Annotated in this window: 20 protein-coding genes; 14 read left to right on the plus strand and 6 right to left on the minus strand. The window is 66.4% G+C overall.

Annotation, left to right across the window (positions count from 1 at the left end):
• The first annotated feature begins 13 nt into the window (after positions 1-13).
• From LDO22_RS18265 to LDO22_RS18275, 3 genes are all read left to right on the plus strand, one after another.
• Positions 14-1,027 (plus strand): Gfo/Idh/MocA family oxidoreductase, encoded by a 1,014-nt coding sequence (locus LDO22_RS18265; protein ID WP_224025107.1) that lies wholly within the window; start codon positions 14-16, stop codon positions 1,025-1,027.
• Between the two features lie 77 nt (positions 1,028-1,104).
• Positions 1,105-1,980, plus strand: coding sequence for a sugar phosphate isomerase/epimerase family protein (locus tag LDO22_RS18270; RefSeq protein WP_224025108.1), 876 nt, complete (start codon positions 1,105-1,107; stop codon positions 1,978-1,980).
• On the plus strand, positions 1,977-3,416 hold the full coding sequence (locus LDO22_RS18275; RefSeq protein ID WP_224025110.1) for a sugar porter family MFS transporter: 1,440 nt from the start codon (positions 1,977-1,979) through the stop codon (positions 3,414-3,416). The genes LDO22_RS18270 and LDO22_RS18275 overlap by 4 nt, the downstream gene beginning before the upstream one ends.
• Positions 3,417-3,486: 70 nt before the next feature.
• Here LDO22_RS18275 and LDO22_RS18280 read toward each other — a convergent pair whose 3' ends face one another.
• Positions 3,487-3,936: a MarR family transcriptional regulator gene (locus LDO22_RS18280; protein ID WP_159635744.1), complete on the minus strand. Its 450-nt coding sequence runs from the start codon at positions 3,934-3,936 to the stop codon at positions 3,487-3,489.
• Positions 3,937-4,100: 164 nt separating this feature from the next.
• On the opposite strand from LDO22_RS18280, the gene LDO22_RS18285 reads away from it, so the two are divergent.
• Positions 4,101-5,309: an MFS transporter gene (locus LDO22_RS18285; protein ID WP_224025112.1), complete on the plus strand. Its 1,209-nt coding sequence runs from the start codon at positions 4,101-4,103 to the stop codon at positions 5,307-5,309.
• Here LDO22_RS18285 and LDO22_RS18290 read toward each other — a convergent pair.
• From LDO22_RS18290 to LDO22_RS18300, 3 genes are all read right to left on the minus strand, one after another.
• Entirely contained in the window at positions 5,306-6,286 is a 981-nt protein-coding gene (locus LDO22_RS18290) for a LacI family DNA-binding transcriptional regulator (RefSeq protein WP_224027280.1), read from the minus strand. The two genes, LDO22_RS18285 and LDO22_RS18290, sit on opposite strands and share 4 nt — an antisense overlap.
• A gap of 77 nt (positions 6,287-6,363) precedes the next feature.
• A complete protein-coding gene (gene iolB, locus LDO22_RS18295) occupies positions 6,364-7,257 on the minus strand; it encodes a 5-deoxy-glucuronate isomerase (RefSeq protein WP_224025114.1) in 894 nt (297 codons plus the stop codon).
• A gap of 16 nt (positions 7,258-7,273) precedes the next feature.
• Positions 7,274-8,014, minus strand: coding sequence for a GntR family transcriptional regulator (locus LDO22_RS18300; RefSeq protein WP_159632812.1), 741 nt, complete (start codon positions 8,012-8,014; stop codon positions 7,274-7,276).
• Between the two features lie 295 nt (positions 8,015-8,309).
• Between LDO22_RS18300 and LDO22_RS18305 the strand changes: the two genes are divergently transcribed.
• Positions 8,310-9,728 carry a sugar porter family MFS transporter gene (locus LDO22_RS18305; protein ID WP_224025116.1) on the plus strand — a complete coding sequence of 473 codons (1,419 nt, stop codon included), beginning with the start codon at positions 8,310-8,312 and terminating at the stop codon, positions 9,726-9,728.
• A 144-nt stretch (positions 9,729-9,872) separates the two neighbouring features.
• Positions 9,873-11,009, plus strand: a complete 1,137-nt coding sequence (locus tag LDO22_RS18310; protein ID WP_224025118.1) for an LOG family protein — start codon at positions 9,873-9,875, stop codon at positions 11,007-11,009.
• A gap of 42 nt (positions 11,010-11,051) precedes the next feature.
• On the opposite strand, the gene LDO22_RS18315 is transcribed toward LDO22_RS18310, so the two are convergent.
• Positions 11,052-12,191 carry a VIT1/CCC1 transporter family protein gene (locus LDO22_RS18315; RefSeq protein ID WP_224025120.1) on the minus strand — a complete coding sequence of 380 codons (1,140 nt, stop codon included), beginning with the start codon at positions 12,189-12,191 and terminating at the stop codon, positions 11,052-11,054.
• Between the two features lie 266 nt (positions 12,192-12,457).
• Between LDO22_RS18315 and LDO22_RS18320 the strand changes: the two genes are divergently transcribed.
• Complete coding sequence (locus LDO22_RS18320; RefSeq protein WP_224025122.1) at positions 12,458-12,682, plus strand: hypothetical protein; 225 nt, start codon at positions 12,458-12,460, stop codon at positions 12,680-12,682.
• A gap of 75 nt (positions 12,683-12,757) precedes the next feature.
• Here LDO22_RS18320 and LDO22_RS18325 read toward each other — a convergent pair whose 3' ends face one another.
• On the minus strand, positions 12,758-14,278 hold the full coding sequence (locus LDO22_RS18325) for a sodium:solute symporter (RefSeq protein WP_224025124.1): 1,521 nt from the start codon (positions 14,276-14,278) through the stop codon (positions 12,758-12,760).
• Between the two features lie 260 nt (positions 14,279-14,538).
• On the opposite strand from LDO22_RS18325, the gene LDO22_RS18330 reads away from it, so the two are divergent.
• The 7 genes from LDO22_RS18330 (at position 14,539) to LDO22_RS18360 (ending at position 24,929) form a co-directional block, all read left to right on the plus strand.
• Positions 14,539-15,114 (plus strand): cupin domain-containing protein, encoded by a 576-nt coding sequence (locus tag LDO22_RS18330; RefSeq protein ID WP_224025126.1) that lies wholly within the window; start codon positions 14,539-14,541, stop codon positions 15,112-15,114.
• Between the two features lie 171 nt (positions 15,115-15,285).
• The gene (speB, locus tag LDO22_RS18335) at positions 15,286-16,350 is read left to right on the plus strand and encodes an agmatinase (RefSeq protein WP_224025128.1); all 1,065 of its coding nucleotides are present in this window, start codon (positions 15,286-15,288) and stop codon (positions 16,348-16,350) included.
• Positions 16,351-16,354: 4 nt separating this feature from the next.
• Complete coding sequence (locus LDO22_RS18340) at positions 16,355-18,067, plus strand: thiamine pyrophosphate-binding protein (protein WP_224025130.1); 1,713 nt, start codon at positions 16,355-16,357, stop codon at positions 18,065-18,067.
• Positions 18,068-18,221: 154 nt separating this feature from the next.
• Complete coding sequence (locus tag LDO22_RS18345; protein WP_159632803.1) at positions 18,222-18,710, plus strand: MarR family transcriptional regulator; 489 nt, start codon at positions 18,222-18,224, stop codon at positions 18,708-18,710.
• On the plus strand, positions 18,710-20,920 hold the full coding sequence (locus tag LDO22_RS18350) for an MDR family MFS transporter (protein WP_224025131.1): 2,211 nt from the start codon (positions 18,710-18,712) through the stop codon (positions 20,918-20,920). The genes LDO22_RS18345 and LDO22_RS18350 overlap by 1 nt, the downstream gene beginning before the upstream one ends.
• A gap of 233 nt (positions 20,921-21,153) precedes the next feature.
• A complete protein-coding gene (locus LDO22_RS18355) occupies positions 21,154-22,887 on the plus strand; it encodes an ABC transporter ATP-binding protein (RefSeq protein ID WP_159632801.1) in 1,734 nt (577 codons plus the stop codon).
• Positions 22,884-24,929, plus strand: coding sequence for an ABC transporter ATP-binding protein (locus LDO22_RS18360; protein ID WP_275966853.1), 2,046 nt, complete (start codon positions 22,884-22,886; stop codon positions 24,927-24,929). The genes LDO22_RS18355 and LDO22_RS18360 overlap by 4 nt, the downstream gene beginning before the upstream one ends.
• Positions 24,930-24,963 lie beyond the last annotated feature (34 nt).

The following is a 24,963-nucleotide window of genomic DNA, read 5'->3' on the forward strand; positions in this document are numbered from 1 at the left end:
AAAGGACAGAACAATGACTGAAACCCTCCGCGTTGCCGTCATCGGCGCAGGCCGCATGGGCGCCGACCACATCCAGCGCATCAGCAAGCGCATCCACGGAGCCGAAGTTGCCGCCGTCGTGGACGTGGATCTTGCCCGCGCCCAGGCCGCTATTGAAGGCATCCCGGGCGCCGTGGCCCTGGCGGACGCTGACGAGGCCCTGAACAACGGCGACGTCAACGCCGTCCTGATCGCCACCCCCGGATTCCTGCACGAGGACATCCTGCTCAAGGCCCTCGCCAGGGACATCCCGATCCTCTGCGAAAAGCCGCTCACGCCCGACGCCGCATCGTCCTGGAAGATCGTCGAAGCCGAGGTGGCACTGGGCCACCAGCGGATCCAGGTGGGCTTCATGCGCCGCTTCGACGCCGAATACGCCACGCTGGGTTCGATCATCCGCAATCACGAACTCGGCGAGCTGCTGATGCTGCACCACCAGCACCGCAACCCGAGCACCCCTGAGGGCTTCACCAACGAGATGCTCATCAACGACTCCGTGGTCCACGAGTTCGACGCCATCCGCTTCTTCACCGGCGAGGAAATCACCAGCATCCAGGTCCGCCTGGGCAAGGCCACCAAGAACGCGCCGTCCGGCCAGCACGACCCCCAGCACGTCCTGCTGGAGACCGAATCAGGCGTCCTGGCCGACGTCGAAATCTACGTCAACGCCAAGTTTGGCTACGAGGTGGCCACCCAGGCCTCCTTCGAAGACGGCATCGTCAGCATCGGCGGCGACAAGGGCCCCTACACCCGCAGCTCAGGCCGCTGGGGCGGCAACGTCACCCCCGGCTTCGAGGAGCGCTTCGGAGCGGCGTACGACGTCGAAATCCAGTCCTGGGTGGACGCGGCACTCAAGGGCGGAATCGGCGGCCCCTCCGCCTGGGACGGGTACGCCACCGCCGCCTGCTGCGAGGCAGGCGTCGAAGCGCAGAAGAACGGCGAAAAGGTCGCCGTGAAGCTGGCTCCGAAACCCGACCTCTACAAGTAACCAGGACCGGAAAGGGGGCGGAGCCATCCGTCCCCTTTCGTGTCTCCACCCTTCCTGATCCACAATGGAGTGTTTACGTGAAAATCGCACTTGACCCCACCCCGTTCCATCACTCGCACAGCCTGCTGGAGTTCCCCAAGGTGATGGCCGACCTCGGCTACAAGTACATGCAGATGACCCCGCACGCGGACTTCATCCCGTTCTACAACCACCCCAAAGCGGACGACGAACTGGTGGGCCAGCTGGGCAAGGCCTGCAAGGACGCCGGGATTGAAATCGCCTCCATCCTCCCCGTGCTCCGCTGGTCCGGGCCCGACGAGGACGCCCGCGAAGCCGCCGTCCGCTACTGGAAGCGCGCCATCCAGATCGCCGTGGACCTGGGGGTCAGCACCATGAACACCGAGTTCAGCGGCCGGCCCGAGAAGGCGGAGGAGTCCGAGCGGGCGTTCTACCGGTCCATGGAGGAACTGCTGCCGATCATCGAGCGTGAAGGCATCGACCTGCTCATTGACCCGCACCCGGACGACTTCGTGGAGGAAGGCCTGGCCGCCATCCGCGTGATCCGGGGCGTGAACTCGAAGAACGTGGGCATGGTCTACGTGGCCTCGCACAGCTTCCACATGAAGAACTCTCCGCTGGACATCATGCGGGCCGCGGGGGACAAGCTGCGCCTGGTCCACGTGGCCGACACCATGGACCACCACGCCTCGCACGGACTGCGGTACATCACCAACCCGCCGGGCAACCCGGTCCGCGTCCACCAGCACCTGAAGATCGGCGACGGCGACGTCAATTGGGACGAATTCTTCGGCGGCCTGAAGGAAATCGGCTTCCTCGACCGGGAGGACACGGTGATGGTGTCCAGCGTCTTCGCTGAGGACGAGAACGCCGAAGAAGTGTCCCGCTACCAGCTGGAGACCATGAAGCAGTACGTCCAAAAGGTAAGCCTATGAGTTCGCCTGATTCCGGGAAGGCAGCGGTCAAGCAGCCCGGCAACCATCAGCGGGCCCTGCGGACCGTCACCATCATCTCCACCTTCGGCGGCCTGCTGTTCGGCTACGACACCGGCGTGATCAACGGCGCCCTGCCGTACATGCAGGAGGACCTGGGCCTCACTCCGCTGACCGAAGGCCTCGTCACCTCATCCCTGCTGTTCGGCGCCGCCTTTGGTGCCCTGTTCGGTGGACGCCTGGCAGACCGCAACGGCCGGCGCAAAATGATCATGGTGCTGGCGGTCATCTTCCTCGCGGGCACCATCGGCTGCACGTTCTCGCCCAATACCGAGGTAATGATCGCCGCCCGGTTCATCCTGGGACTCGCCGTGGGCGGGGCATCGGTGACCGTGCCCGTGTACCTGGCGGAAGTATCGCCGAGCAACCGGCGCGGCCGGATCGTCACCCAAAACGAACTCATGATCGTCACCGGGCAGCTGCTCGCGTTCATCTTCAACGCCTACCTGGGCAACTCGTTCGGTGAATCGCACGGCATTTGGCGCTGGATGCTGGTCATTGCCACCCTGCCGGCCATCGCGCTGTGGATCGGGATGAACTTCATGCCCGAGAGTCCCCGCTGGCTGGCTTCCATCGGCAGCTTCGGCGAGACGCTCAGCGTGCTGCAGCGGATCCGGTCGCAGGAGGAGGCCCGTAAGGAGTTCGAGGAAGTCAAGGCCATGGCCGTGGAGGACTACAAGTCCAAAATGGGTTCATGGAAGGACCTGGGCATCCCGTGGCTCCGCAGGATCTTCGTGGTGGGCCTGGGCCTCGCGGTGATCCAGCAAATCACGGGCGTGAACTCCATCATGTACTACGGCACCCAGATCCTCTCGCAGTCCGGTTTCGGCCGGGAAGCTGCCTTGACGGCCAACATCGCCAACGGGGTCATCTCGGTACTGGCCACGTTCGTGGGGATCTGGCTGCTGGGCAAGGTGGGGCGGCGCAGGATGCTGATCACCGGGCAGGTGGGAACCACCACGGCACTGCTGCTCATCGGCTTCTTCTCGCTGATCCTGCCCGAAGGCTCCGCCCGGGGCTTCGTTATCCTGGCCCTGACCGTAACGTTCCTGGCGTTCCAGCAGGGTGCCATTTCCCCGGTGACGTGGCTGATGCTCTCGGAAATCTTCCCGCTGAAGATCCGCGGCCTGGGCATGGGAGCCTCGGCCTTCCTGCTGTGGATCGTGAACTTCCTGATCGGGTTCGGTTTCCCGCAGCTGCTGGCCGCCATCGGCATCTCCAACACGTTCTTCGTCTTCGCGGTCCTGGGTGTGGGGGCCATTGCCTTCGCCGCGAAATACGTTCCCGAGACCAAGGACAAGAGCCTTGAGGACCTGGAGCACTACTTCAAGAACGTTGCAGGCGGCAAAGCCGAGGTGTCCACCGCACAGGTTTCCTGACCGGACCAGCACGCCCGGTTCCCCACAGCAACGCCCCCATGAGGATCCTCGCGGGGGCGTTGCTGTTGTCCTAGGTGCGTGCGTGCAGCCGCGGCAGCGCATCCACCAGCGGTGCCAGTTCCGGAATGGCCAGGGCCGCGTCCAGGGCACGCTCCAGCGTGGCGTCGTGGACCGGCCGCGCTTCCGCGAGCAGGCTGCTTCCACTGGCGGTGAGCTCGGTGTAGATGCCGCGGCGGTCGTCGTCGCACAGAATCCTGGTCAGCAGGCCACGGTCCTCCAGGCGGTTGACCAGCCGGGTGGTGGCGCTGGGGCTCAGCGCCGTGGCGCGCGCCAGCTGCTGCATCCGCATGTGCCACCCGTCCTGCCGGCTGAGGGCATCCAGCACCGTGTACTCCACCACGGAGAGCTTCGACTCCGCCTGGAGGCTGCGTTCCAGTTCGTTTTCGATCAGCCCGTGAAGCGCCGCGAGGGTGCGCCAGCCCTGGGCGCGGACCTCAACGGCGTCGTCCTTGATGCCCATGGTTGCTCCTTCGAAGATGGCGTAGGGCGCCATCCATTGCTCCGGTTATAGATAGTTGCTTGCGCGGCATATTTGCATGTGCAACAATAAATACCGCGTCTGCAACTATCTTAGGCGCCTTCCCGCCTCGGGAACAACCACGAACAGCTCAAAGGAGCATCCTCATGCCTGTTGGCCTGATAGCACTCGCCCTGGGTGGGTTTGGCATTGGACTCACGGAATTCGTGATCGCCGGCCTCCTTCCGCAGGTAGCCGCGGACTTTGCAGTCAGTGAAGCGTCCGCGGGCTGGTTCATCTCCGGCTACGCACTCTCCGTGGTGGTGGGAGCGCTGGGCCTGACCGCGGCCGTGACCCGCTTCCCGCGCAAACCCGTGCTGGCTGCGTTGCTGGTCCTGTTCATTGCCGGCAACCTGCTCTCCGCCACCGCGGACGGTTATTGGGCCATGATGCTGGGGCGCATCATCGCAGCCCTTTCGCATGGCGCCTTCTTTGGAATTGGGGCCGTGGTGGCGGCCGGTATGGTTCCGCCCAGCAAGAAGGCAGGGGCCATAGCACTGATGTTCACCGGGCTGACGGCGGCCAATGTCCTGGGTGTTCCCTTCGGAACCCTGCTGGGCCAGGCGGCCGGCTGGCGTGCCACGTTCTGGGCCATCACCGTCATTGGCGTAGCCGCGCTCGCCGGCATCCTTGCACTCGTCCCCGCATCGGCCGGTGCATCGGACGAGGCAGGCAGCCTCCGTTCCGAACTCCGTGCCTTCCGCTCCGGGCAGGTATGGCTCTCCATCGTGGTCACCGTCCTGGGCTTCGGCGGCATGTTTGGAGCGTTCACCTACATCGCCTACACCCTCACGGAGGTATCAGGATTCGCTGCAGCCACGGTGCCGTGGCTGCTGATCGTCTTCGGCGTGGGCCTCTTTGCGGGCAATACCCTGGGCGGTAAAGCTGCCGACCGCAACGTGGACCGGACGCTGCTCGTGGTGCTCGCCGCGCTGACCATGGTCATGGTGGCCTTTGCCTTGACGGCCGCCAATCCCGTCCTGACGGTCATCTCGCTGGTCCTGATGGGCGGCTTCGGGTTTGCCACCGTACCGGGTCTGCAGATGCGGGTCATGAAGTACGCCTCCGGTGCTCCCACCCTCGCCTCCGGCGCCAATATCGGTGCCTTCAATGTGGGTAACGCCCTGGGCGCCTGGCTGGGCGGCGTCACCATCACCGCCGGGTTCGGCTACACGTCGCCCATCTGGGCCGGCGCCCTCATCACCCTTGCGGGCGTTGCCGTCATGGCGTTCGCCGCGGCAGGTGCCAGGCGGAGCGAACAGCGCCGCGGTGGCCGCGGCACGGTCGAGGCCGCGGAGGAGCTGGTCAGCCGCTAGGCGGAGGGGTCGGACGAGCGGCGCACCATCAGGGCGGGTTCAAGCTTCCGGGTCACGGCTGGTCCGGCCGTCCCGGCAACCCGCTCCAGGATGGCCTGCGCCGCCAGCCGGCCCAGCTGCCCGGCGTGCTGGTCGATGGACGTCAGGCCAATCAGTGGCGAGGCGCCCACTTCGATGTTGTCGCAGCCAACGATCGCCATATCGCCCGGGACGGACAGTCCCCGGGACGCCAGGGCCTCCATGATGCCAATGGCGGTGAGGTCGTTGTGCGCAAAGACTGCCGTGGGAGGCGTGGCGCCCGAGTCGAGGAACTGTTCCATCACGGCCCGGCCGCCGCGTTCGGTCATGTCGCTGTGGACCAGTTGCGGCTCCAGTCCGAACTGCTTCATGGCGTGCAGGTAGCCCTCCCGCCGGGCCGTGTAGGGGAGCCAGTCAGAGATGTCCACGTGGGCAATCCGCCGGTGCCCCAGGTGGTACAGGTGCTCCACGGCGAGCGACCCGGAACGGAAGTCGTCGGTCAGGACGGAATCCACGCCGTCGGCCTCCAGCTCCCGGGTGATGACGACGGCGGGCGTCCCGCGCAGGGCCCCGGCCAGCTCCTCCGAGCTGCCGGTGTAACCGGCCAGCAGCACGCCGTCCACGCGAAGGTCCACGAAGGAACGGACGGCCTCCAGTTCCGTTCCGGGATCAGCGGAGCCGACGGCGACCATCACCTGGTTGCCGCTGCCCGCCAGCCCGTCGGTGATGCCGTCATAAATATCGGCGAAGACGGAGTTGTGCAGGTCCAGGAACAGGACGCCCAGCGTGTTGGTGCGGTGGCTCGCCAGGCGGCTGGCCAGCCTGTTGGGGGAGTAGCCCAGGGCGGCGGCGCTTTCCAGCACCGCCGTCCGCTTTGCGGGCGAAACCTTGGGGGAATCGCGCATCACCAGGGACACCAGGGCGCGGCTCACCCCGGCGTCGCGTGCCACGTCCTCCATGGTCACCGACCGAGGCGAAGGGGAAATCTGTTTCACGGAACTCCACTATGCCAGTCGCTGGCGCCCTGCCGGGGTGCCTACGCGCCGAACGGCAGCCGGGGGTCGATGTTCTGGCTCTCCCACGTCTGCCGGACCCAGCCGTGGTGTGGGTCGTCGCTGATCAGCCACTCCCGTACCGGCCCGGGGCCGGCCATGACGTTGAGGTAATAGAGGTCGTAGCCGGGTGCGGCCATGGCCGGGCCGTGCCAGCCGTAGGGGACCAGGACAACATCCCCGGTCCGTACTTCGGCGGAAACGTCGATGGGGCGCTCGTCGGAGGCGTAGACGCGCTGGTAGCCGATGGCATCGGCGTCGGCAGGTGCGCCGGATCCAGCTCCCACCTGGGTTTCGAAATAGTAGATCTCCTCGAGGGAGGTCTCGCCGTCCTTCTCCTCGTCATGCTTGTGCGGCGGGTAGGAGGACCAGTTGCCGGCCGGGGTGAGGACCTCGCACACGATGAAGCGGTCGGCTTCCAGTGCGGCGGGGGTGCCGAAGTTGTGGACCTGGCGCGAGCAGTTGCCCGCCCCGCGCAGCTCCACCGGCGTTTCCGCCGCGGACACCAGGCGGGTGGGGTGGGACGCCTGGGCCGGCGCGGTGGCAACCGCCACCCTGCCGCCGTCGGCCGAGCTGATGCTGACGGCGCGGCCGGTGCCGGAGTACAGCACATCCGTCGGGCCGGCGAACACCGAGCGGCGCCCCGCCAACGGGTAGTCCGTGCCGTCCACGGTCACCGTGAAGGACCCGTTGAGGGGCACCACGATCCGTTCCTCATCCGCGGCGGGAAGTTCGACGGCGGCGCCCGCCGGCAGGGTGGCCACCTTCAGTCCGGTGTGCGCCCAGCCGTCCACGGCAAGGGAGGAATCGGAGGTTCCGATGGACACGTCCCAGGCGCTGTCAGCGGCGGTGCCCAGGGGATAGACCCAATTGGTCATGGAGTTGGCTCCTTGGTTAGCGCTGTACGAGTGTCATTTCAAAGCTGTAGGAATCGGCGCGGTACACGTGGTGGCCGGTTTCAACCCGGCGGCCGGTATCGTCCACGGCGGTGCGTTCCATGGTGACCAGCGCCGAGCCCGCCGGGGTGTCCAGCATGGATGCCTGGTAGTCATTGGCGGTCATGGCACCGATGCGCTGGGTGGCAAGCCGGAAGTTCACGCCGCCGCGGCGAAGGATCGAATAGAGGCCTTCAGCCTTGAGCATGGCCTCATCCATCTCCGCGATGTCATCACGCACCCAGTTCTCCATGAGGGCCAGGGGTTTGCCGCCCACCCTCCGCAGCCGGGTGAAGTGGTACACCTTCGAGCCCGCGGGAAGCTGCAGCGTGGTGATCGTGGCGTCGTCCGCCTCCAGATGCGAGAAGCTCAGCACCTCGGTGGTGGGCTTCTTGCCGTTGTTGGTCAGGTCGTCGTAGAGGCTGGACAGCTCCAACGGCCGGCGGACCTGGCTGGACACCACCTGGGTTCCTACGCCCCGCTTGCGGACCAGCAGGCCGGACCGGACCAGTTCATCCATGGCCTTGCGCATGGTGGGCCGGGACAGGTTGAGCTGGGCGGCAAGGTCGATCTCGTTGTCCAGCCTGCTGCCTGGCTCCAGCACCCCGCTGTAAATCGCCGCCTCAATGCCCTGGACCACCTGGTGGTACAGGGGCACGGGGGAGGAGCGGTCGATGTTGAGTCCCAGGTTGTTCGCCACGGTGCGTTCCCTTGTCTTCGGTGTCTGCGCATTCCCCTCGTGGGAGGCTGCGCCAGCGGACACTTTGCCGCTATATGTTCGCTTGATAGGACATACTTTCCTTCTCGATCGTAGCAGGCAGGTCAGGGGGGTCAAGAGGGGTGTCAGTAAGGAGGGGCGAAGGAGGGGCGAAATTAAATTGTGCTGACATTAAGACTTTCTCTTGACGGGAACAATTAGAGCGCTCTAACGTAAGTGGCACGCATCACATTCCTGACCGGGTCTTCCGGTCCCCGAGAGAATTTGAGAGGCAACAATGCTGTTGCAGAAACACACCATGGGCGCCACCGGCAGCAAGCGCCGCGGGTACCTCGCCCGGCTCACTGTCATCTCCACCCTGGGTGGCCTGCTCTTTGGGTACGACACCGGCGTGATCTCCGGCGCCCTGCTGTACATGAACGACTCCCTCAACATGAGCGCTGTCGAGGAAGCAACCGTGGTGAGCGCGCTGCTGTTCCCGGGTGCCGCCGTCGGCGCCCTCACCGGCGGCCGCATGGCCGACAAGTTGGGCCGCCGCGGCTCGCTGCTGGTCTGCGCACTGCTCTTCCTGCTCGGTGCCATGGGCTGCGCCCTTGCGCCCACCGTGACCTTCATGATTGCCGCCCGCATCGTGCTGGGCCTCGGGGTGGGTGCCGCCGCCGTGACATGCCCGCTGTACCTGGCGGAGATGGCTCCCGCCCATCTTCGTGGCCGGATGGTCACCATCAACGAACTCATGATCGTCACCGGCCAGATGCTCGCCTTCGCCATCAACGCCCTTCTCGACGCCCTGATCCACGACAACGAGGTCTGGCGCAGCATGCTGGGCATCGCGTCCATCCCTGCACTCGCACTGCTCGCCGGCATGCTGTTGCTTCCAGAATCCCCGCGCTGGTACGCCATCCGCGGCCGCCTGGAAGACAGCCGCCGCGTCCTGAACCTGAGCCGCAGCCCGGAAGAGGCAGCCGCCGAATTCGAGGAAATTGCCCTCGCAGCACGCACCGCCAAGGAAGAACGCGGCCACGCCCTCCGCGACCTCCGCAACAACCCCTGGATGCGCCGGCTGCTCTGGATCGGCATTGGCCTGGCCACCGTCCAGCAGGCAACAGGCATCAACACCGTGAACTACTACGCCCCCACCATCCTGGAAAAGAGCGGGCTTGGCGTTAGTGCCTCGCTTGTGGCCACCGTCGGCGTCGGCGTCACCTCAGTCCTCATGACCATCCTGGGCATCTGGCTGCTCGGCTTTGTTGGGCGCCGCCGGATGCTGGTCATCGGATTCTCCGGTGTGGTCGGCTCCCAGGCCCTGCTGGCCATCGTCTTCCTCCTCCCGCAGTCCGACCTTGCCAGCTACACCATCCTGGCCGCGATGATGCTGTTCGTTGCCTTCGTCCAGTGCTTCATCGGCACCTGCGTCTGGCTCCTGCTCTCCGAAATGTTCCCGCTGGCCATCCGCGGCTTCGCCATGGGCATTGCGGTCTTCGCACTGTGGACCGTGAACGCGGCCATCTCCTTCCTGTTCCCGCTCGTGGTCAACGCCCTGGGATCCACCGGTACCTTCGGACTCTTCGTCCTGGTCAACCTGGCCTCCCTGGCGTTCGTCATCAAGTTCGTGCCGGAAACCAAGGGCCACTCCCTTGAGGACCTCGAAGCGCACTTCCGCGATGGTGAGGTTCCGGCAAAGGTCTCCGCTTAGCGACGCCTTGCCGCGGCATCGCGCGGCTCACGGCGGGGTTGGACCCAGGCCGTCCGGTATCAACCGGACGGGCACGGTCCGGCCCCGCTTTTTGCGTGGGGTGGCCTAGGCTGGCTCCATGATGTGGAGCGCGGGGCAGCAACCATGAATTTCGCCGGAAGCCTTGGTCCCCGCCCCCGCAACCTCGAAGTCCAGGACCTTGCCAGCTTCGACAGCCTGGTGGCCGGCGGTGCGGTCAACCTGCACGGCTGGCACGCGCAGTCGCTGGACCTGCGGGGCCGGTCGGCGGCACTCAAAAACGTCAGCGTCGAGGGCGCGATGTTCCTGGGCTGCCTCTTCGACGACGGCATGGAAGCCACCCTCCGCAGCCGCGGCGCCCTGATCTTCCCGCGCCTGGAGGGCGTCCCCTTCGACCCGTACCGGGCCGTCCTGTACTCGCCGGCCGAGCTGTACGCGGGACTGGCAACCGCGCCGTATGAGGAGCTGCCGGATGCGCGCATCTATCACTGGAGCATCCAGCCTGGCCAGCGCCACCGTGTGGACTCAACGCTGGCCTCGGCCCTGCATGACCACGCCATCGGTGATGCGCTGGATGAGCTGACCCGGTCTGCAGCGTGGCCCCGCCGCTCAATCGTCGGCGTGATGGGCGGCCACGCAGCGCCCCGCGGCAGCCGGGAATTTGCGGACGCTGCCCGGCTGGGCAGGCTCCTTGCCCTCGACGGCCACTCGGTGGCAACGGGCGGCGGCCCCGGGGCCATGGAGGCGGCGAACCTCGGGGCGTACCTCAGCCGGGCCTCGGACGACGAGGTGCAGGCAGCACTTGCCGCGCTCGCCGCTGTTCCCGGCTTCCGTCCCTCGGTGTCGGCGTGGGCACGTGCGGCGGCAGCCGTCGTCGAACGCCATCCGGACGGGACGCCGTCCCTCGGGATCCCCACCTGGTTCTATGGACACGAACCGCCCAACTACTTCGCCACGCACATCGCCAAGTACTTCGCCAATGCCATCCGCGAGGCCATCCTGCTGGAACTGTGCCATGGCGGAATCGTCTTCCTGCCGGGAGCGGCCGGCACCGTCCAGGAGATCTTCCAGGACGCCTGCGAGAACTATTACGGTGCCCGCGAGAAGGTGGCACCCATGGTGCTGGTGGGGCGCAGGCACTGGGAGCAGGAGTTTCCGGCTTGGCCCATGCTCCGCAGCCTGGCTGCAGGCAGGGCCATGGCGGACTACATCCACCTGGTGGACACGGTGGATGACGCAGTGGAGGTCCTCCGGCAGCGCTGAACGCTGCCGGAGGACCTCCACGAAGGATCCTTCCGCCTGGTGCTAGCCGACGGCCGTGCCGAAGAGCAGGCCCAGCAGGTACGTGATGGCTGCTGCGCCCAGGCCGATGGCAAGCTGCCGCAGGCCGCGGGTGAGCGGGGACGTGCCGGACAGCAGGCCGACGGCGGCACCGGTCGCCAGGAGCGCGATTCCCACCAGGGCGCCCGCCACTACGAGGGCAGCGACACCGGTGAGGCCGAACAGGAACGGCAGGATGGGAACGATGGCGCCGGAGGCGAAGAAGCAGAAGCTGGACAGCGCCGCACCCCAGGCCGTGCCCACTGCTTCATGCTGGTCCTCTTCCTCCGGCAGGTCCGGCTGGAGGGACAGGCTGGGATCGCAGTCGCAGGGCAGCAGGCCCATGCGCTCGGCCACCCGGTGTTCTGCCGCTTCCCGGGACATGCCGCGGGCCAGGTACACGAGGAGCAGCTCGTTGTGCTCGAGGTCAAGCTGCGGCGCGGCCGCCAGCGTGACCTGCGTGGGCCGGGTGGCCGCCAGCAGTTCCCGCTGGGAGCGGACGGAAATGAATTCGCCCGCGCCCATGGACATGGCACCGGCCAGGAGCCCGGCGATGCCGCTGAGCAGCACCACGCTGCTGGCCACGCCGGACGCGGCCATGCCCATCACCAGGGAGAGGTTGCTGACCAGGCCATCATTCGCGCCAAAGACCGCGGCGCGGAAGGTGCCGGCCAGGCGGTTGCGGCCGCGGGTGGCCAGGCCCCGCACTACTTCCTCATGGATCTGTTCATCGGCGGCCATCGCAGCGGTGGCGTTGGGGTCCTTGGCGTAGGGGGAGCGGCCCTCGGCGCGCTGGGCCAGGGCCAGGACAAATACGGAGCCGAAGTGGCGGGCCAGGAAGCCGAGGAACCGGCTACGGGCGGAGGCCCTCTTCGGCTTGCCGGCGTGCTCGCCCAGCAGTGCGAGCCAGTGGGCTTCGTGCCGGCCTTCGGCCTCGGCCAGGGCCAGGAGGATGGACCGTTCCTCGCCCTCGCGGTTCTGGGCCAGGTCCCGGTAGACGGCGGCTTCGGCGCGCTCATCGGCCAGGTACTGGCGCCACCGCTTGATGTTCGACGGCGAGGGCTGGGTTGGGTTGGGGGCCTCCGCGGGCGTGGCGTGGGATTCGGGCTGGGCGTGCTGCGACACTTTAACTCCTGGGCTGGAAAGGGCATGAACTCGCGCCTTTGCCCTGCCAGCCTACTGCGGATTTCCGCGGTTTTTTGGCTGGCAAACCTCGCTGGGAAGTTTCGGTTTACCTTAAAACGGGCGGTGTCCGCGCCCGGGTTGCAGGCTCTTCTCCGGGTCCGCTGCGGCTATTGACCCGTCCGCCCGGCCGGTGCTCTGATGAAGGTGTGGCGCAGGCTGCGCCCTACCTGAAAGAGCACGTCAGGCGAATATACGGAGGTTGAATCATGAGCACCACCGGACAGCACCCGGACATGCCGCACCTGGACGCCGTCGAAGCGGACCCCGCCTACGACTACGCCGAGGATGCACCGGTAGACGACGCGGACTGGGACGCGGAGGACGAGTTCATCGACGAGGAAGAGCCGGTGGTCCAGCCGGCCCCGGTAGTCATCGACGCCGAGGACCGCGAGGTCCCGCTGGATGACGAGGAGCGCGACACGGGGGAGTAGGACTTACGACGACGGCACCTCCTTTCGCTGCAGGGCGAAAGGAGGTGCCGTCGTCGTGCGTTCAATCCCTGCAGGTCAGCAGCCGGCGAGGACTTCCTCCGGAGTGCCTTCCTGCTCCAGCCCGGCAACGCGGCGCTGCCACGCGCGCATGACCGCGGGATCGGTGGGGCGCGTGAGCAGCGAGGCGGCAACGTACACAACGGCTGAGCTGAGCAGGCCGTAGTAGATGGGTTCGTTGGCGTAGATGCCGTCCAGCGGAACCTCGGCATTGATCTCAAGGATGATCATGGTCCCCAGGGTCACCACGGAGCCGACCGCCATGGATGCCGCGGCCGCCGGGCCGGTGCCGCGCTTCCACACCAGCCCGCCGAGGATGGCCACGAGGAGGCCGCCCACCAGGATGTCGTACGCAATGGTCAGGGCCGCGACAACGTCCTTGGTAACGATGGCGATGACAATGGCCACGATGCCCAGCGCCAGGACCCAGATCCGGTTGGCCTTGACGTCGTGTTCTGGGTTTTCGGTGTCTCCGGTGTTGACCGTCTTGCCGAACCAGCCGGCCACGAACGGCAGGACGTCGGCGCGGGCAACGGTGGCGGCGGCGATCAGGGCGCCGGAGGCGGTGGACATCATGGCCGCCACGGCAGCCGCCAGGACCAGGCCGCCGATGCCGACGGGCAGGATGTTCTGGGCAACCTCGGCGTAGACGTCGTCCTTCGCGGCGATCTTGACGTTGGATAGTGCAACGTTGGCGGCCATGCCGATCAGGGAGCCGGCAACACCGTAGAGGATGCAGTAGATGCCTGCAGTGGCGCCGCCCCAGCGGGCCACCTTGGGGGTCTTGGCGGTGAACACGCGCTGCCAGATGTCCTGCCCGATCAGCAGGCCCAGGGTGTAGACCACGAAGTAGGTGATGATCGTCTGGATGCCGATGCCGTCGATCTGGAAGAAGCTGGCGTCCACCCGGCTGCGGATCCCGTCCAGGCCGCCGGCGGCGTTCAGCGTGAAGGGCAGCATCAGGAAGAAGATGCCCACGGTCTTGATGACGAACTGGACCTGGTCCGCCAGCGTGATGGACCACATGCCGCCGATGGTGGAGTACACCAGCACGATGGCGCCGCCGATGGCAATGGCCAGTGCCCGGTCAAGGCCGAAAAGAACGACGAAGATGGTGGCGTAGGCGCCCGTGGAGGTGGCGCAGAGCATCAGCGTGTAGGCGAGCATGACGATGCCGGACGCCTCGGTGGCCCTGCTTCCGTAGCGGAGCGTGAGCATCTGGGACACCGTGTAGATCTTCAGCTTCTGGATGGTTCCGGCAAAGAGCAGGCTCAGGAGCAGGACGCCCGCACCGATGGCCACCACCAGCCACATCCCGGAGATGCCGAACTTGTAGCCAAGCCCCACGCCGCCCACGGTGGACGCTCCGCCCAGGACGACTGCGGCCATGGTTCCGGTGTACAGGAACGGGCCCAGGCGGCGTCCGGCCACCAGGAAGTCGCTGTTGTTCCTGGTGCGGGACTTGCCCCACCAGCCGAAGGCCAGCATCGCGAGAAGATACACCACCACAATGGCGATGTTGATGGCACTTGCATCCATAAATGGCTCCTTGGAGCTGTTGGGGCCGGGTGTGGGACCTTGGGCAGGCACGCCCGGAACCGCCGCGGACGAATACGGAGAGGGTCCTGCAATTGCCTTATAGGCAACAGGAGTTTCCAAAGACTAGGGTGTGACGTGAGTGACAGTCAAGGAGGCCGCGCCTGCAGCCGCGCGGGTGTGGCATGCGCGCGTCACAAAAGCGGTGCCGATTAGTATGGCTCGAGAGGGGAGCCGGACTGCCGGCCGTGAAAGGTTCGTAGATGAAGGCACTGCCAGTTGAGCCGAGCAATGTCCCTGTTGCCATCGGCTCCAGGATCCGGGCCGCCAGGCAGTCCCAGCGGCTCACCATCGAGCAGGTCGCGGATGCCACCGGGCTGACCAAAGGTTTCCTCAGCCGGGTGGAGCGGGACCTGACATCACCGTCCGTTGCCTCCCTGGTGACGCTGTGCCAGGTGCTCTCCATCTCCATCGGCGACCTTTTCGTGGCACCCGAAACCCACCTGACCAAACGCAACGACGGTCCCCGGATCTCGCTTGGCGGCCAGGGCATCGTGGAGCGGCTCCTGACGGCCCGCTCGGAGCGGCGGGTGCAAATCATCCAGGCGGTGATCGAGCCGCACGGCCGCGGTGAGTCCGAGCTTTACGCCGTGGACTGCGACGTGGATGTCCTGCACGTCATCAAGGGGTCCATCAAGCTCATCCTCACCAACGAGGAATACGACCTCGAGACGGGCGACACCGTGACCTTCCCGGGACGGGAACCCCACACCTGGGTCAACCCCACCGACAAGCCGGTCGAGGTGCTCTGGGTCCTGGTGCCCGCCGCGAGCCGCTGACCTTCCCAACTGGGTAGCAGCAGGTGTCGTTATGGACCTCCATAACGACACCTGCTGCTACCCAGTTGTGCGCCCGGGGACCTTCTTGTAAACATCTGATGCTCATTAGAAAACCGCGGTGTATGATGGCAGTCACACAGTCCCCTCAACTCCTCGAAGGAGAGGCCTCCATTGGAAGAGCTGCGCATTGAAGCCAACGGCAACCTTGGCCCCATCGATTCATCCCGGATCCCCCGCTATGCCGGAGCTGCCACGTATGCCCGCCTTCCGCGGCTGGACCAGGTGGCCAAGGCTGATGTGACGGTGGTGGGCGTGCCTTTCGACTCGGGCGTTTCCTACCGTCCGGGCGCCCGCTTCGGCGCAAACCACGTCCGCGAGGCCAGCCGCCTGCTGCGCCCCTACAACCCGGCGTGGGACGTCAGCCCGTTCGAGAACATCCAAGTGGCCGATGCCGGGGACATGGCGGTGAACCCGTTCAACATCAACGAAGCCATTGAGACCATCCAGCAGAACGCACTGGACCTCACGGCCGCCGGGAGTAAGCTGCTGACCCTGGGCGGGGACCACACCATCGCCCTGCCGCTGCTGCGTGCCGCCGCCGAACGCGCCGGCCAGCCCATCGCCATGCTGCACTTCGACGCACACCTGGATACCTGGGACACCTACTTCGGTGCCGAGTACACCCACGGCACCCCCTTCCGCCGCGCAGTGGAAGAGGGCATCCTCGACACCGAAGCGATCAGCCACATCGGCACTCGCGGCCCGCTGTACGGCAAGAAGGACCTCGACGACGACCACCGCTTTGGGTTCGGCATCGTCACCTCCGCGGACGTCTACTACCAGGGCGTCCTGGAGACCGTGGCCAAGGTACGGGACCGCATCGGCAACCGCCCGCTGTACATTTCCGTGGACATCGACGTCTTGGACCCGGCTCACGCCCCCGGCACCGGCACCCCCGAAGCGGGTGGCATTACCAGCCGTGAACTCCTGGAAATTATCCGGGGCTTCCGCGGCATGAACCTGGTGGGCGCCGACGTCGTCGAAGTCGCGCCCGCCTATGACCACGCCGAGATCACGGGTGTGGCGGCGAGCCACGTCGCGTATGAACTGGTGACTCTCATGGCGGACAACGCAGTGCCCGGTAGCCGGTTCGGGGCAGAGACCGGGTACCAGGCCCAGGCGCTCGGCCAGGAGGCCCGCCGCCCCGCCGGCTTCGCGGCCGCGGGCAAGGAGTAGGGCCATGACGGAATCCGGCGCCGTACCTGTCCCGGAGCAGGGGAGCGGTGCCCGCAACGGCGGGGACCTCGTCGTCGAAACCCTGGAAGCGCTGGGAGCCAAGACTGTGTTCGGCATTCCGGGCCAGCATGCCCTGGGACTCTTCGATGCCATGGGCCGCGGGAACCTTCGCTTTGTCTCCTCACGGGTGGAGAACAACAGCGCCTTCGCCGCGGACGGGTACTCCCGCGCCACCGGCGAAGTGGGCGTGCTGTTCCTGTCCACCGGCCCCGGCGCGCTGACCTCGCTGGCCGGACTCCAGGAGGCCTACGCCACCGGCGTCCCCATGGTGGTGGTGGCCAGCCAGATCCCTTTGGAGGGGCTCGGGGCCCGGCGCAAAGGGATGCTGCACCAGCTCGATGACCAGAAGGCCTCCGCGGCCAACGTCACCAAGAGCCAGCGGCTGATCCAGCACGCCTCAGGCATCCCCTCGGCCATTCAGGACGCCTGGACGGAGGCCATCTCCTCCCCGCAGGGCCCGGTATGGCTGGAGATCCCGCAGAACGTGCTGCTGGACCCGATTATGGTCCCGCCGGTGGAGGATGCCCTGGCAGAGGCGGCTGACAACCCGCCGCGCATCGAGCTGGTCCGCGAGGCCGTGAAGTGGCTGGAATCAGCACAGCGCCCGGCCATCATCGCCGGCGGCGGCACGCGCCGCGGCCGGGCCGAGAAGTCGCTGCTCTCCATTGCGGAGAAGCTGCGGGCTCCAGTCATCTGCACCCCGGGCGGCAACGGCGCATTCCCCTGGAACCACGAGCTGTCCCTGCAGTCCTGGATCGAGGACCGGTACATGACCGACCTCCTCGAGGACGCCGACGTCCTGGTGGTCATCGGGTCATCCCTGGGCGAGGTCACCTCCAACTACTTCACCTTTGAGCCGCGCGGCAGGATCATCCAGATCGACGCCGAACCCCGCGTCCTGGAGTCCAACCGGCCAGGCCTGGGCATCCGCGCCGACGCCGGCCAGGCGCTCGCGGCGCTTGATGAGGGTCTTGACGCGGCCCTCGAGCCGGGCAGGACAACCACACCGGACTGGCACGGCAGCACCCCGGAAGAGCTCGTCAAAGAGTCACTTGCCAAGGTCCGCGCCCGGCTGGAATCGCAGGACCTGGCCAAGGAGCTGAAGTTCATGGCGGATATCCGCGAGGCCGTGCCGGCGGACATGCAGACCTTCTGGGACATGACCATCGCCGCGTACTGGGGCTGGTCCTGCTGGGACGCCCGTGAAGGCCAGTTCCACTCCGCCCAGGGCGCCGGCGGCCTGGGCTACGCGTTTCCCGGGGCCATCGGTGCTGCCGTGGGGCTGGAGACGCTGGGCAAGCCGGCTGGTTCTGCCCGCGTCCTCGCTGTCTCCGGCGATGGCTCGTCCATGTACTCCATTGCCGAACTGGCCACCGCGAAGCAGCACAACGTGCCGGTCACCTGGCTGATTGTTGACGACGGCGGCTACGGCATCCTGCGCGAATACATGGTGGGTGCATTCGGCAAGGCCACCGCCACCGAACTGGCCCGGCCCGACTTCGTGAGGCTCGCCGAATCCTTTGGTGTGCCTGCAACGCGGGTTGCCCCGGAGGATGTGGGGGACGCGCTCAGGGCCGGATTCGCTGCGGACGGCCCCAACGTCGTCGTGGTCGAAACCCTCCTGAAGATGTTCGGCCCCACCCATCTGGCGCCCTGACTTAACGCCCCCTGCAAGCTCCCCCGCTTACCGGATCACCTCCGGCTGAAGTGGGGGAGCTTGGCGTTTAAGCCGGCAATGCCAGTAACTTCGTTTCCCTAAGCAACCTTTTCCTGATACAGTTGCTTGCAGCAACTAATTCTTAGGGAGCATCATGTCTGTCGCACCGGCCACCGCAGCCGACCTCGTCAGCCACATCTATGACCTCCAGCGTGCACTGCGCTGCGTGACCATGATCAACGTCAAAGGCCAGGACACCGGGATCGCCCTCCAGGGCGTACTCAAGTTCATCGGCGAAGGGGAGACCCGCGCAGCGCACCTGGCCGAGCGCCTGGGGGTCAGCGCGCCGGTGCTCAGCCGGCACGTGGCCGAGCTGGCTGACGCAGGCCTGGTGCTTCGCATGCCGGATCCGGACGATGGCCGGGCCCAGCTGCTGGCACTTTCCCCGCGGGGCAAGGAGAAGCTGGCGGAGCTGGTGCGGCACCGGGCGGAAACGCTCCAGGCGTACCTGTCGGACTGGAATGAAGACGACGCCGTTGCAACAGCCGCGATGCTGAACAAGCTGACGGCATCCCTGAAGAATTCCATCCGGGCAAGGGCGGCCGGAACCACCACCGAACAGAAAAACGCAGGAGTCCATTAATGGCTAACGTCACCGCCGCCGCCGCGGACCAGGAGCAGGAGCGCCAGCGCGAACGCACCGCCAGACAGGAATCGCGGCAATCCAAGCGCCACGAACCGGGCGCGCCCATGAACCACCGGCAGATCATGGAGGCCCTGACCGGCCTCCTCGCTGCCTTCTTCACCGCCATCCTCAGCAGCACCATCGTTGCCAACGCGCTGCCCACCATCATGTCCGAGCTCAAGGGCACGCAAACGGACTTCGCGTGGGTCATCACGGCGGCACTGCTGGCCAACGCGGCCACCACCCCCATCTGGGGCAAGCTGGCAGACCTTTTCGACAAGAAGGTCCTGGTCCAGCTCAGCATCGTGATCTTCGTGGCCGGCTCGGTCATGGCAGGCTTCTCCGAAAACATCCCGTTCCTGCTCACCGCCCGCGTGATCCAGGGCATCGCCATGGGCGGCCTCACCGCCCTGGCCCAGGCGATCATCGGCTCCATCATCCCGCCGCGCGAACGCGGCAAATACTCCGGCTACATGGGCGCCGTCATGGCCGTCGGCACCGCCGGCGGCCCGCTGCTGGGCGGTTTCATCGTGGACAGCTCACTCGGCTGGCGCTGGACCTTCTTCGTCTGCGTGCCGCTCGCCGTCGTCGCGCTGATCCTGCTCCAGGTCACGCTGAAGATCCCGCACGTCCGCCGTCCTGCCAAGATTGACTGGTTCGGCGCCATCCTGTTGACCTCCGGCGTCAGCCTGCTCCTGATCTGGGTTTCCTTCGCCGGGAAGGCCGACTACTACGACTGGTGGTCCTGGCAGTCGGCCGTCATGGTGGGCGGCGGCGTCCTGCTGCTCGCACTGCTGGTCCTGGTTGAGTCCAAGGTGTCCGCACCGATCATCCCGCTGAAGATCATCTCCGAGCGCACCACGGCGCTGGCCATCGTGGCTTCCGTGGCCGTCGGCGTTGCCATGTTCGGTTCCTCCACCTTCCTGGGCCAGTACTACCAGGTGGCCCGCGGTGCAACGCCCACCGAGGCCGGCCTGCTCACCCTGCCCATGATCGCCGGCAACCTCGTCGGCTCGGTGGTCTCCGGCCAGCTCATCAGCCGCTACGGCAAGTGGAAGCGCTTCCTGATCGGCGGCACCATCCTGCTGATCGGCGGCCTGGCCCTCGCCGGCACCATGGACCACACCACCGAACTCTGGCTGACCGGCCTTTACACCGGCATCTTCGGCATCGGCCTGGGCATGCTCATGCAGAACCTGGTCCTCGCCGTCCAGAACACCGTCCAGGCCAAGGACATTGGCTCCGCCAGCGCCTCCGTGGCCTTCTTCCGCTCCGTCGGCGGTGCCATCGGCGTGTCCGTCCTGGGCGCCGTCATGGCAAACCACGTCAAGGACCTGGCCACCGACGGGCTCGCCAAGCTGGGCATCCCGGCCGGCGGAAACAGCGGTGCCACGCTGGACCTCAAGGACCTGCCTGCACCGATCGCGGACGTCATGCGCGCCGCCTACGGTGATGCCACGGCCGGCATCTTCATGATCTCCGCCGTGGTGAGCGCCGTTGCCCTCATCGCCGTGATTTTCATCAACGAAGTGCCGCTGCGCAAGACGGTCGACATCACCCCCGAGGCCACGCTGCAGGCCAACGCGGCCGGTGAAGCGGGCATGACGGCCATGACCGGCCAGCTGCCCATGGTCTCCGCTGCCGCGCCGGACAGAGGCGCCCCCGCCGGGGAGATCACCCCCCGGAGCGCCGTGCGGACTGCCGCGGCTCCCGCAAAAATGTACGACGCCGGTGCTGCCGCGGCGGCAGCAGCGTCCGGCAGGGTTGCCACGGAAGACTTCGAGGAAGTCTTTGCACGCAGCTTCCGCTCGGAAGAGCTGGACCTGCGGTCCGCGGACAACGTGGACAAAGCCGCCAACGCGATTGCCAGCGCCGCTGACACCCTGCAGAAGCTGCAGGACACCCAGCATCTTCTGGCCCGCCAGCAGGCCGAACTGGGAACCATGGTGCTGGACATCCAGGAACAGCTGCGCTCCCAGCAGGAGGTGGCTGCCAGGCAGGCCGCCACGGCGGCAGAGCTCAGCCGGCTGCAGCGCAAGCTGCTGAAGGAACGCAAGATCCAGGCAGCAGCCGCGCTGTACCTGGCCGGTCACGGCCGGCACAGTGCCGCAGCCCCGACTGCCACTCCGTCCGCCGATGATTCTTCGGAGCCGAACCAGGGACTGTAGCCGGCCTGCAAGCCAGCAGTAAGCCGTCCCTGCCGGGGCCGGCCAAGCCCCCGACGGATAGCAACAAAGCCGCAGCCCGCACCCGGAAAACCCTCCGGGTGGGGGCTGCGGCTTTCCTGCATCATGCCGGCCCGGGGCGGTGTGCCGGGCCCCCGCCGTCACCAGCGGGTGGGCGCGGGAAAAGATGCTCCGCCGGAGCCCAAATGTCGGTGGGCGTTATTAGAGTTGAGTCCATGCTCCTCACCCTCATACGGCGCTACTCCAAACCGTATTTGCCGTATATCGCCGCCGTGGTCATTTTCCAGCTTGCCGCCACCATCGCCGCGCTCTACCTGCCCAGCCTGAACGCCCAGATCATCGACCAGGGCGTGGCGCGCGGAGACACCGATTTCATCTGGCGAACCGGTGCGCTGATGCTCCTTGTGGCTTTCGCCCAGGTGGCTGCGGCCATCGCCGGCGTCTATTTCGGCTCCAGGACAGCCATGGCCGTTGGCCGGGACCTGCGCCGCGCCGTGTTCGGCAAGGTCACCAGCTTCTCCGCCAAGGACGTCAATGCGTTCGGCGCGCCCACGCTGATCACCCGGGGCACCAATGATGTCCAGCAGGTGCAGATGCTCCTCCTGATGGGACTGAACTTCATGGTGGCCACGCCCATCATGTGCATTGGCGGCATCATCATGGCGCTGCGCGAGGACCTGAACCTGTCCTGGCTGGTCTGGGTGTCCGTCCCGCTGCTGGCCGTGGTGGTGGGATACCTGGTGGTCCGGCTCATGCCGCTGTTCCGCTCCATGCAACGGAAAATCGACCGGATCAACGCCGTGCTGCGCGAACAGATCATCGGCATCCGGGTGGTCCGGGCCTTCGTGCGGGAACCTTATGAGACGGACCGCTTTGGCGGCGCCAACAAGGAACTCACGGACGTCTCGCTCCGCATCGGTGCCCTGTTCGTCCTCATGTTCCCGGCCATCAGCATGATCCTGCACCTGTCCACCGCCGCCGTGCTCTGGTTTGGCGGCCAGCGCGTGGACGCCGGTGCCATGCAAGTGGGGTCTTTGACCGCGTTCCTGCAGTACCTGCTGCAGATCCTGATGGCCGTCATGATGGGAACCTTCATGGCCATGATGATCCCGCGCGCCTCCGTCTGCGCCGACCGCATCGGCGAGGTGCTCGACGTCGAGCCCTCCATCCACGACCCCCTAAACCCCGAGGCCCCGGCCGCCCTTGCCGGGGTGGTGGAGTACCGCAACGTGACCTTCGCCTACCCCGGAGCCGAGTCGCCCGTACTGAGCAACATCAGCTTCACCGCCCGGCCCGGCCAGACCATCGCCATCATCGGCTCCACAGGCGCCGGCAAGACCTCCCTCCTGTCCCTCCTGCCGCGGCTGTATGACCCCGCGGAAGGCCAGGTGCTGCTGGACGGGGTCCCCGTGGACAGGCTGGACCGTGCAGAGATCACTCGGCGCGTGGCCCTGGTACCGCAGCGCCCCTACCTGTTCTCCGGCACCATCGGGCACAATCTCCGGTTCGGCAAGACCGAGGCCACAGACCAGGAACTGTGGGACGCCCTCCTGGTCGCACAGGGCGAGTCGTTCGTCCGCGAGAAGAAGCACGGCCTGGACTCCCGGATCTCCCAGGGCGGCACCAACGTCTCCGGCGGACAGCGCCAGCGCCTCTGCATCGCACGCGCCCTGGTGACCAAGCCGCGGGTCTACCTGTTCGACGACTCCTTCTCCGCCCTTGACGTCGCCACTGACGCCCGGCTCCGCGCAGCCCTCAAGCGCACCACGTCGGACGCCACCGTGATCATCGTGGCCCAACGGATCTCCACCATCACCGAGGCCGACCAGATCCTGGTGCTGGACAACGGGCGGATCGTGGACCGCGGCACGCACGAGGAACTCCTGGAAACCTCGCCCACCTACCAGGAAATTGTTGAATCCCAGCTGAGCGTGGAGGAAGTGGCATGAGTCCCCGCAGGAAGGATGCCGATTCCGTGGAACAGGCCACACAGCCCGCCCCGCCGCAGGACGACGACTACTTCGAAGAGGAATTCACGCCCTCCGAGGCGGACGGGGACATGTTCGGTGGCATGCCCGCCAAGAAGGCCCAGCACTTCTGGCCTTCCGCGAAACGCCTCATGGGCCTCCTGAAGCCCGAGGCCATGGGCATCTACGCGGTGGTGGGCCTGGTGGTCATCTCCGTGGTCCTGAACGTCATAGCTCCCAAGATCCTGGGCCAGGCCATGGACGTCATCTTCGCCGGGGTAGTCGGCAGGCAGCTGCCGGCCGGCGCCAGCAAGGAGCAGTTCGTGGCAGGCCTGCGCCAGCAGGGCCAGGACAACTTCGCGGACATGGTTTCCAGGATGGAACTGGTACCGGGCACCGGCATCAACTTCAGCAGGCTCAGCATGCTCATCGCCATCGTCCTGCTCATGTACTTCGTGGCCAACATCTTCATGTGGCTGCAGGGGTACGTGCTGAACCGCATCGTCATGAAAGTGATCCGGCGGCTCCGCGACGATACCGAAAGCAAGCTGAACCGCCTGCCGCTGAACTACTTCGACACCCGGCAGCGCGGCGACGTGCTGTCCCGCGTGACCAACGACGTCGACAACATCCAACAGGCGCTCCAGCAGGCGTTCGCGCAGCTGGTGAACTCCGTGCTGACCGTGGTGGGCATTGTGATCATGATGTTCATCGTCTCCTGGCAACTGGCGCTGATCGCCCTGGTGGCGCTCCCGCTGTCCGGGGTGGCGGCCGGGGTGATCGGGGCCCGGAGCCAGAAGCTGTTCGCAGCCCAGTGGAAAAACACCGGGTCGCTGAATGGCCAGATCGAGGAATCCTTTTCCGGCCACGACCTGGTCCGCGTCTTCGGCCGGGACGCTGACATGCTGGCCCGGTTCGAGGAACGCAACGAGGCCCTGTACAAGGCAAGCTTCGGGGCGCAGTTCGTCTCCGGGATCATCTTCCCCGTCATGCAGTTCGTGTCCTACCTCAGCTACGTGGGCATCGCCGTGGTGGGCGGACTCCGGGTGGCCTCCGGCGCCATGTCCCTGGGCGATGCCACCGCGTTTATCCAGTACTCCCGCGAGTTCACCCAGCCGTTGGGCCAGATGGCCGGAATGGCCAACATGCTCCAGTCCGGCGTAGCGTCCTCGGAACGCGTTTTCGAATTCCTGGACGCCGACGAACAGGATGCCGAAACCGCCACCGAACACCTGCCGGCCAAAACCGACGGGCACGTGGACTTCAGGGGCGTCACCTTCAGCTACACCCCGGACAAGCCGCTCATCGAGAACCTGTCCTTCACGGCGGAGCCTGGCAACACCGTGGCCATCGTCGGGCCCACGGGAGCCGGCAAGACCACCCTGGTGAACCTGGTGATGCGCTTTTACGAGCTCAACTCGGGCTCCATCATGCTGGATGGTGTGGACGTCACCCACCTCAGCCGCTCCGAACTGCGCTCCAAGGTGGGCATGGTGCTGCAGGACGCCTGGCTGTTCGGCGGATCCATCTACGACAACATCCGCTACGGCAACCTCGACGCCACAGAGGAACAGGTCATGGCGGCCGCCAAGGCCACCTTTGTGGACCGGTTCGTCCGGGCGCTCCCCGAGGGCTACAACACCGTGATCGACGAAGAGGGCAACAACGTCAGTGCCGGCGAGAAACAGCTGATCACCATTGCCCGCGCATTTGTGGCCAACCCGTCGCTGCTGATCCTGGACGAAGCCACCAGTTCCGTGGACACCCGCACCGAGCTCCTGGTGCAGAAGGCCATGGCGGCGCTGCGCTCAGACCGGACCAGCTTCGTCATCGCGCACCGTCTCTCCACCATCCGTGATGCGGATACGATCCTGGTTATGGAGAACGGACGAATCGTGGAACAGGGCAACCATCAGGTGCTGCTCGCTGCCGGCGGGGCCTACCACCGCCTCTACATGTCGCAGTTTGCCGGGGCGGACGCCGGGGACTTCCCGGTTGACGATTCGACGGCGGTGCGCAGCTGAGCGCGCACGGCGGCCAGCGGATCGAGGTGCTGGT

The organism is Arthrobacter sp. NicSoilC5 (assembly GCF_019977395.1).
Classification (GTDB): Bacteria; Actinomycetota; Actinomycetes; order Actinomycetales; family Micrococcaceae; genus Arthrobacter.

Coding starts and splice junctions, on each gene's coding strand:
- LDO22_RS18265 (WP_224025107.1), top strand. CDS start 14: ATGACTGAAACCCTCCGCGTTGCCGTCATCGGCGCAGGCCGCATGGGC.
- LDO22_RS18275 (WP_224025110.1), top strand. CDS start 1,977: ATGAGTTCGCCTGATTCCGGGAAGGCAGCGGTCAAGCAGCCCGGCAAC.
- LDO22_RS18280 (WP_159635744.1), bottom strand. CDS start 3,936: ATGGGCATCAAGGACGACGCCGTTGAGGTCCGCGCCCAGGGCTGGCGC.
- LDO22_RS18285 (WP_224025112.1), top strand. CDS start 4,101: ATGCCTGTTGGCCTGATAGCACTCGCCCTGGGTGGGTTTGGCATTGGA.
- LDO22_RS18290 (WP_224027280.1), bottom strand. CDS start 6,286: ATGGAGGACGTGGCACGCGACGCCGGGGTGAGCCGCGCCCTGGTGTCC.
- iolB (WP_224025114.1), bottom strand. CDS start 7,257: ATGACCAATTGGGTCTATCCCCTGGGCACCGCCGCTGACAGCGCCTGG.
- LDO22_RS18305 (WP_224025116.1), top strand. CDS start 8,310: ATGCTGTTGCAGAAACACACCATGGGCGCCACCGGCAGCAAGCGCCGC.
- LDO22_RS18310 (WP_224025118.1), top strand. CDS start 9,873: ATGAATTTCGCCGGAAGCCTTGGTCCCCGCCCCCGCAACCTCGAAGTC.
- LDO22_RS18320 (WP_224025122.1), top strand. CDS start 12,458: ATGAGCACCACCGGACAGCACCCGGACATGCCGCACCTGGACGCCGTC.
- LDO22_RS18325 (WP_224025124.1), bottom strand. CDS start 14,278: ATGGATGCAAGTGCCATCAACATCGCCATTGTGGTGGTGTATCTTCTC.
- LDO22_RS18330 (WP_224025126.1), top strand. CDS start 14,539: ATGAAGGCACTGCCAGTTGAGCCGAGCAATGTCCCTGTTGCCATCGGC.
- LDO22_RS18340 (WP_224025130.1), top strand. CDS start 16,355: ATGACGGAATCCGGCGCCGTACCTGTCCCGGAGCAGGGGAGCGGTGCC.
- LDO22_RS18345 (WP_159632803.1), top strand. CDS start 18,222: ATGTCTGTCGCACCGGCCACCGCAGCCGACCTCGTCAGCCACATCTAT.
- LDO22_RS18350 (WP_224025131.1), top strand. CDS start 18,710: ATGGCTAACGTCACCGCCGCCGCCGCGGACCAGGAGCAGGAGCGCCAG.
- LDO22_RS18355 (WP_159632801.1), top strand. CDS start 21,154: ATGCTCCTCACCCTCATACGGCGCTACTCCAAACCGTATTTGCCGTAT.
- LDO22_RS18360 (WP_275966853.1), top strand. CDS start 22,884: ATGAGTCCCCGCAGGAAGGATGCCGATTCCGTGGAACAGGCCACACAG.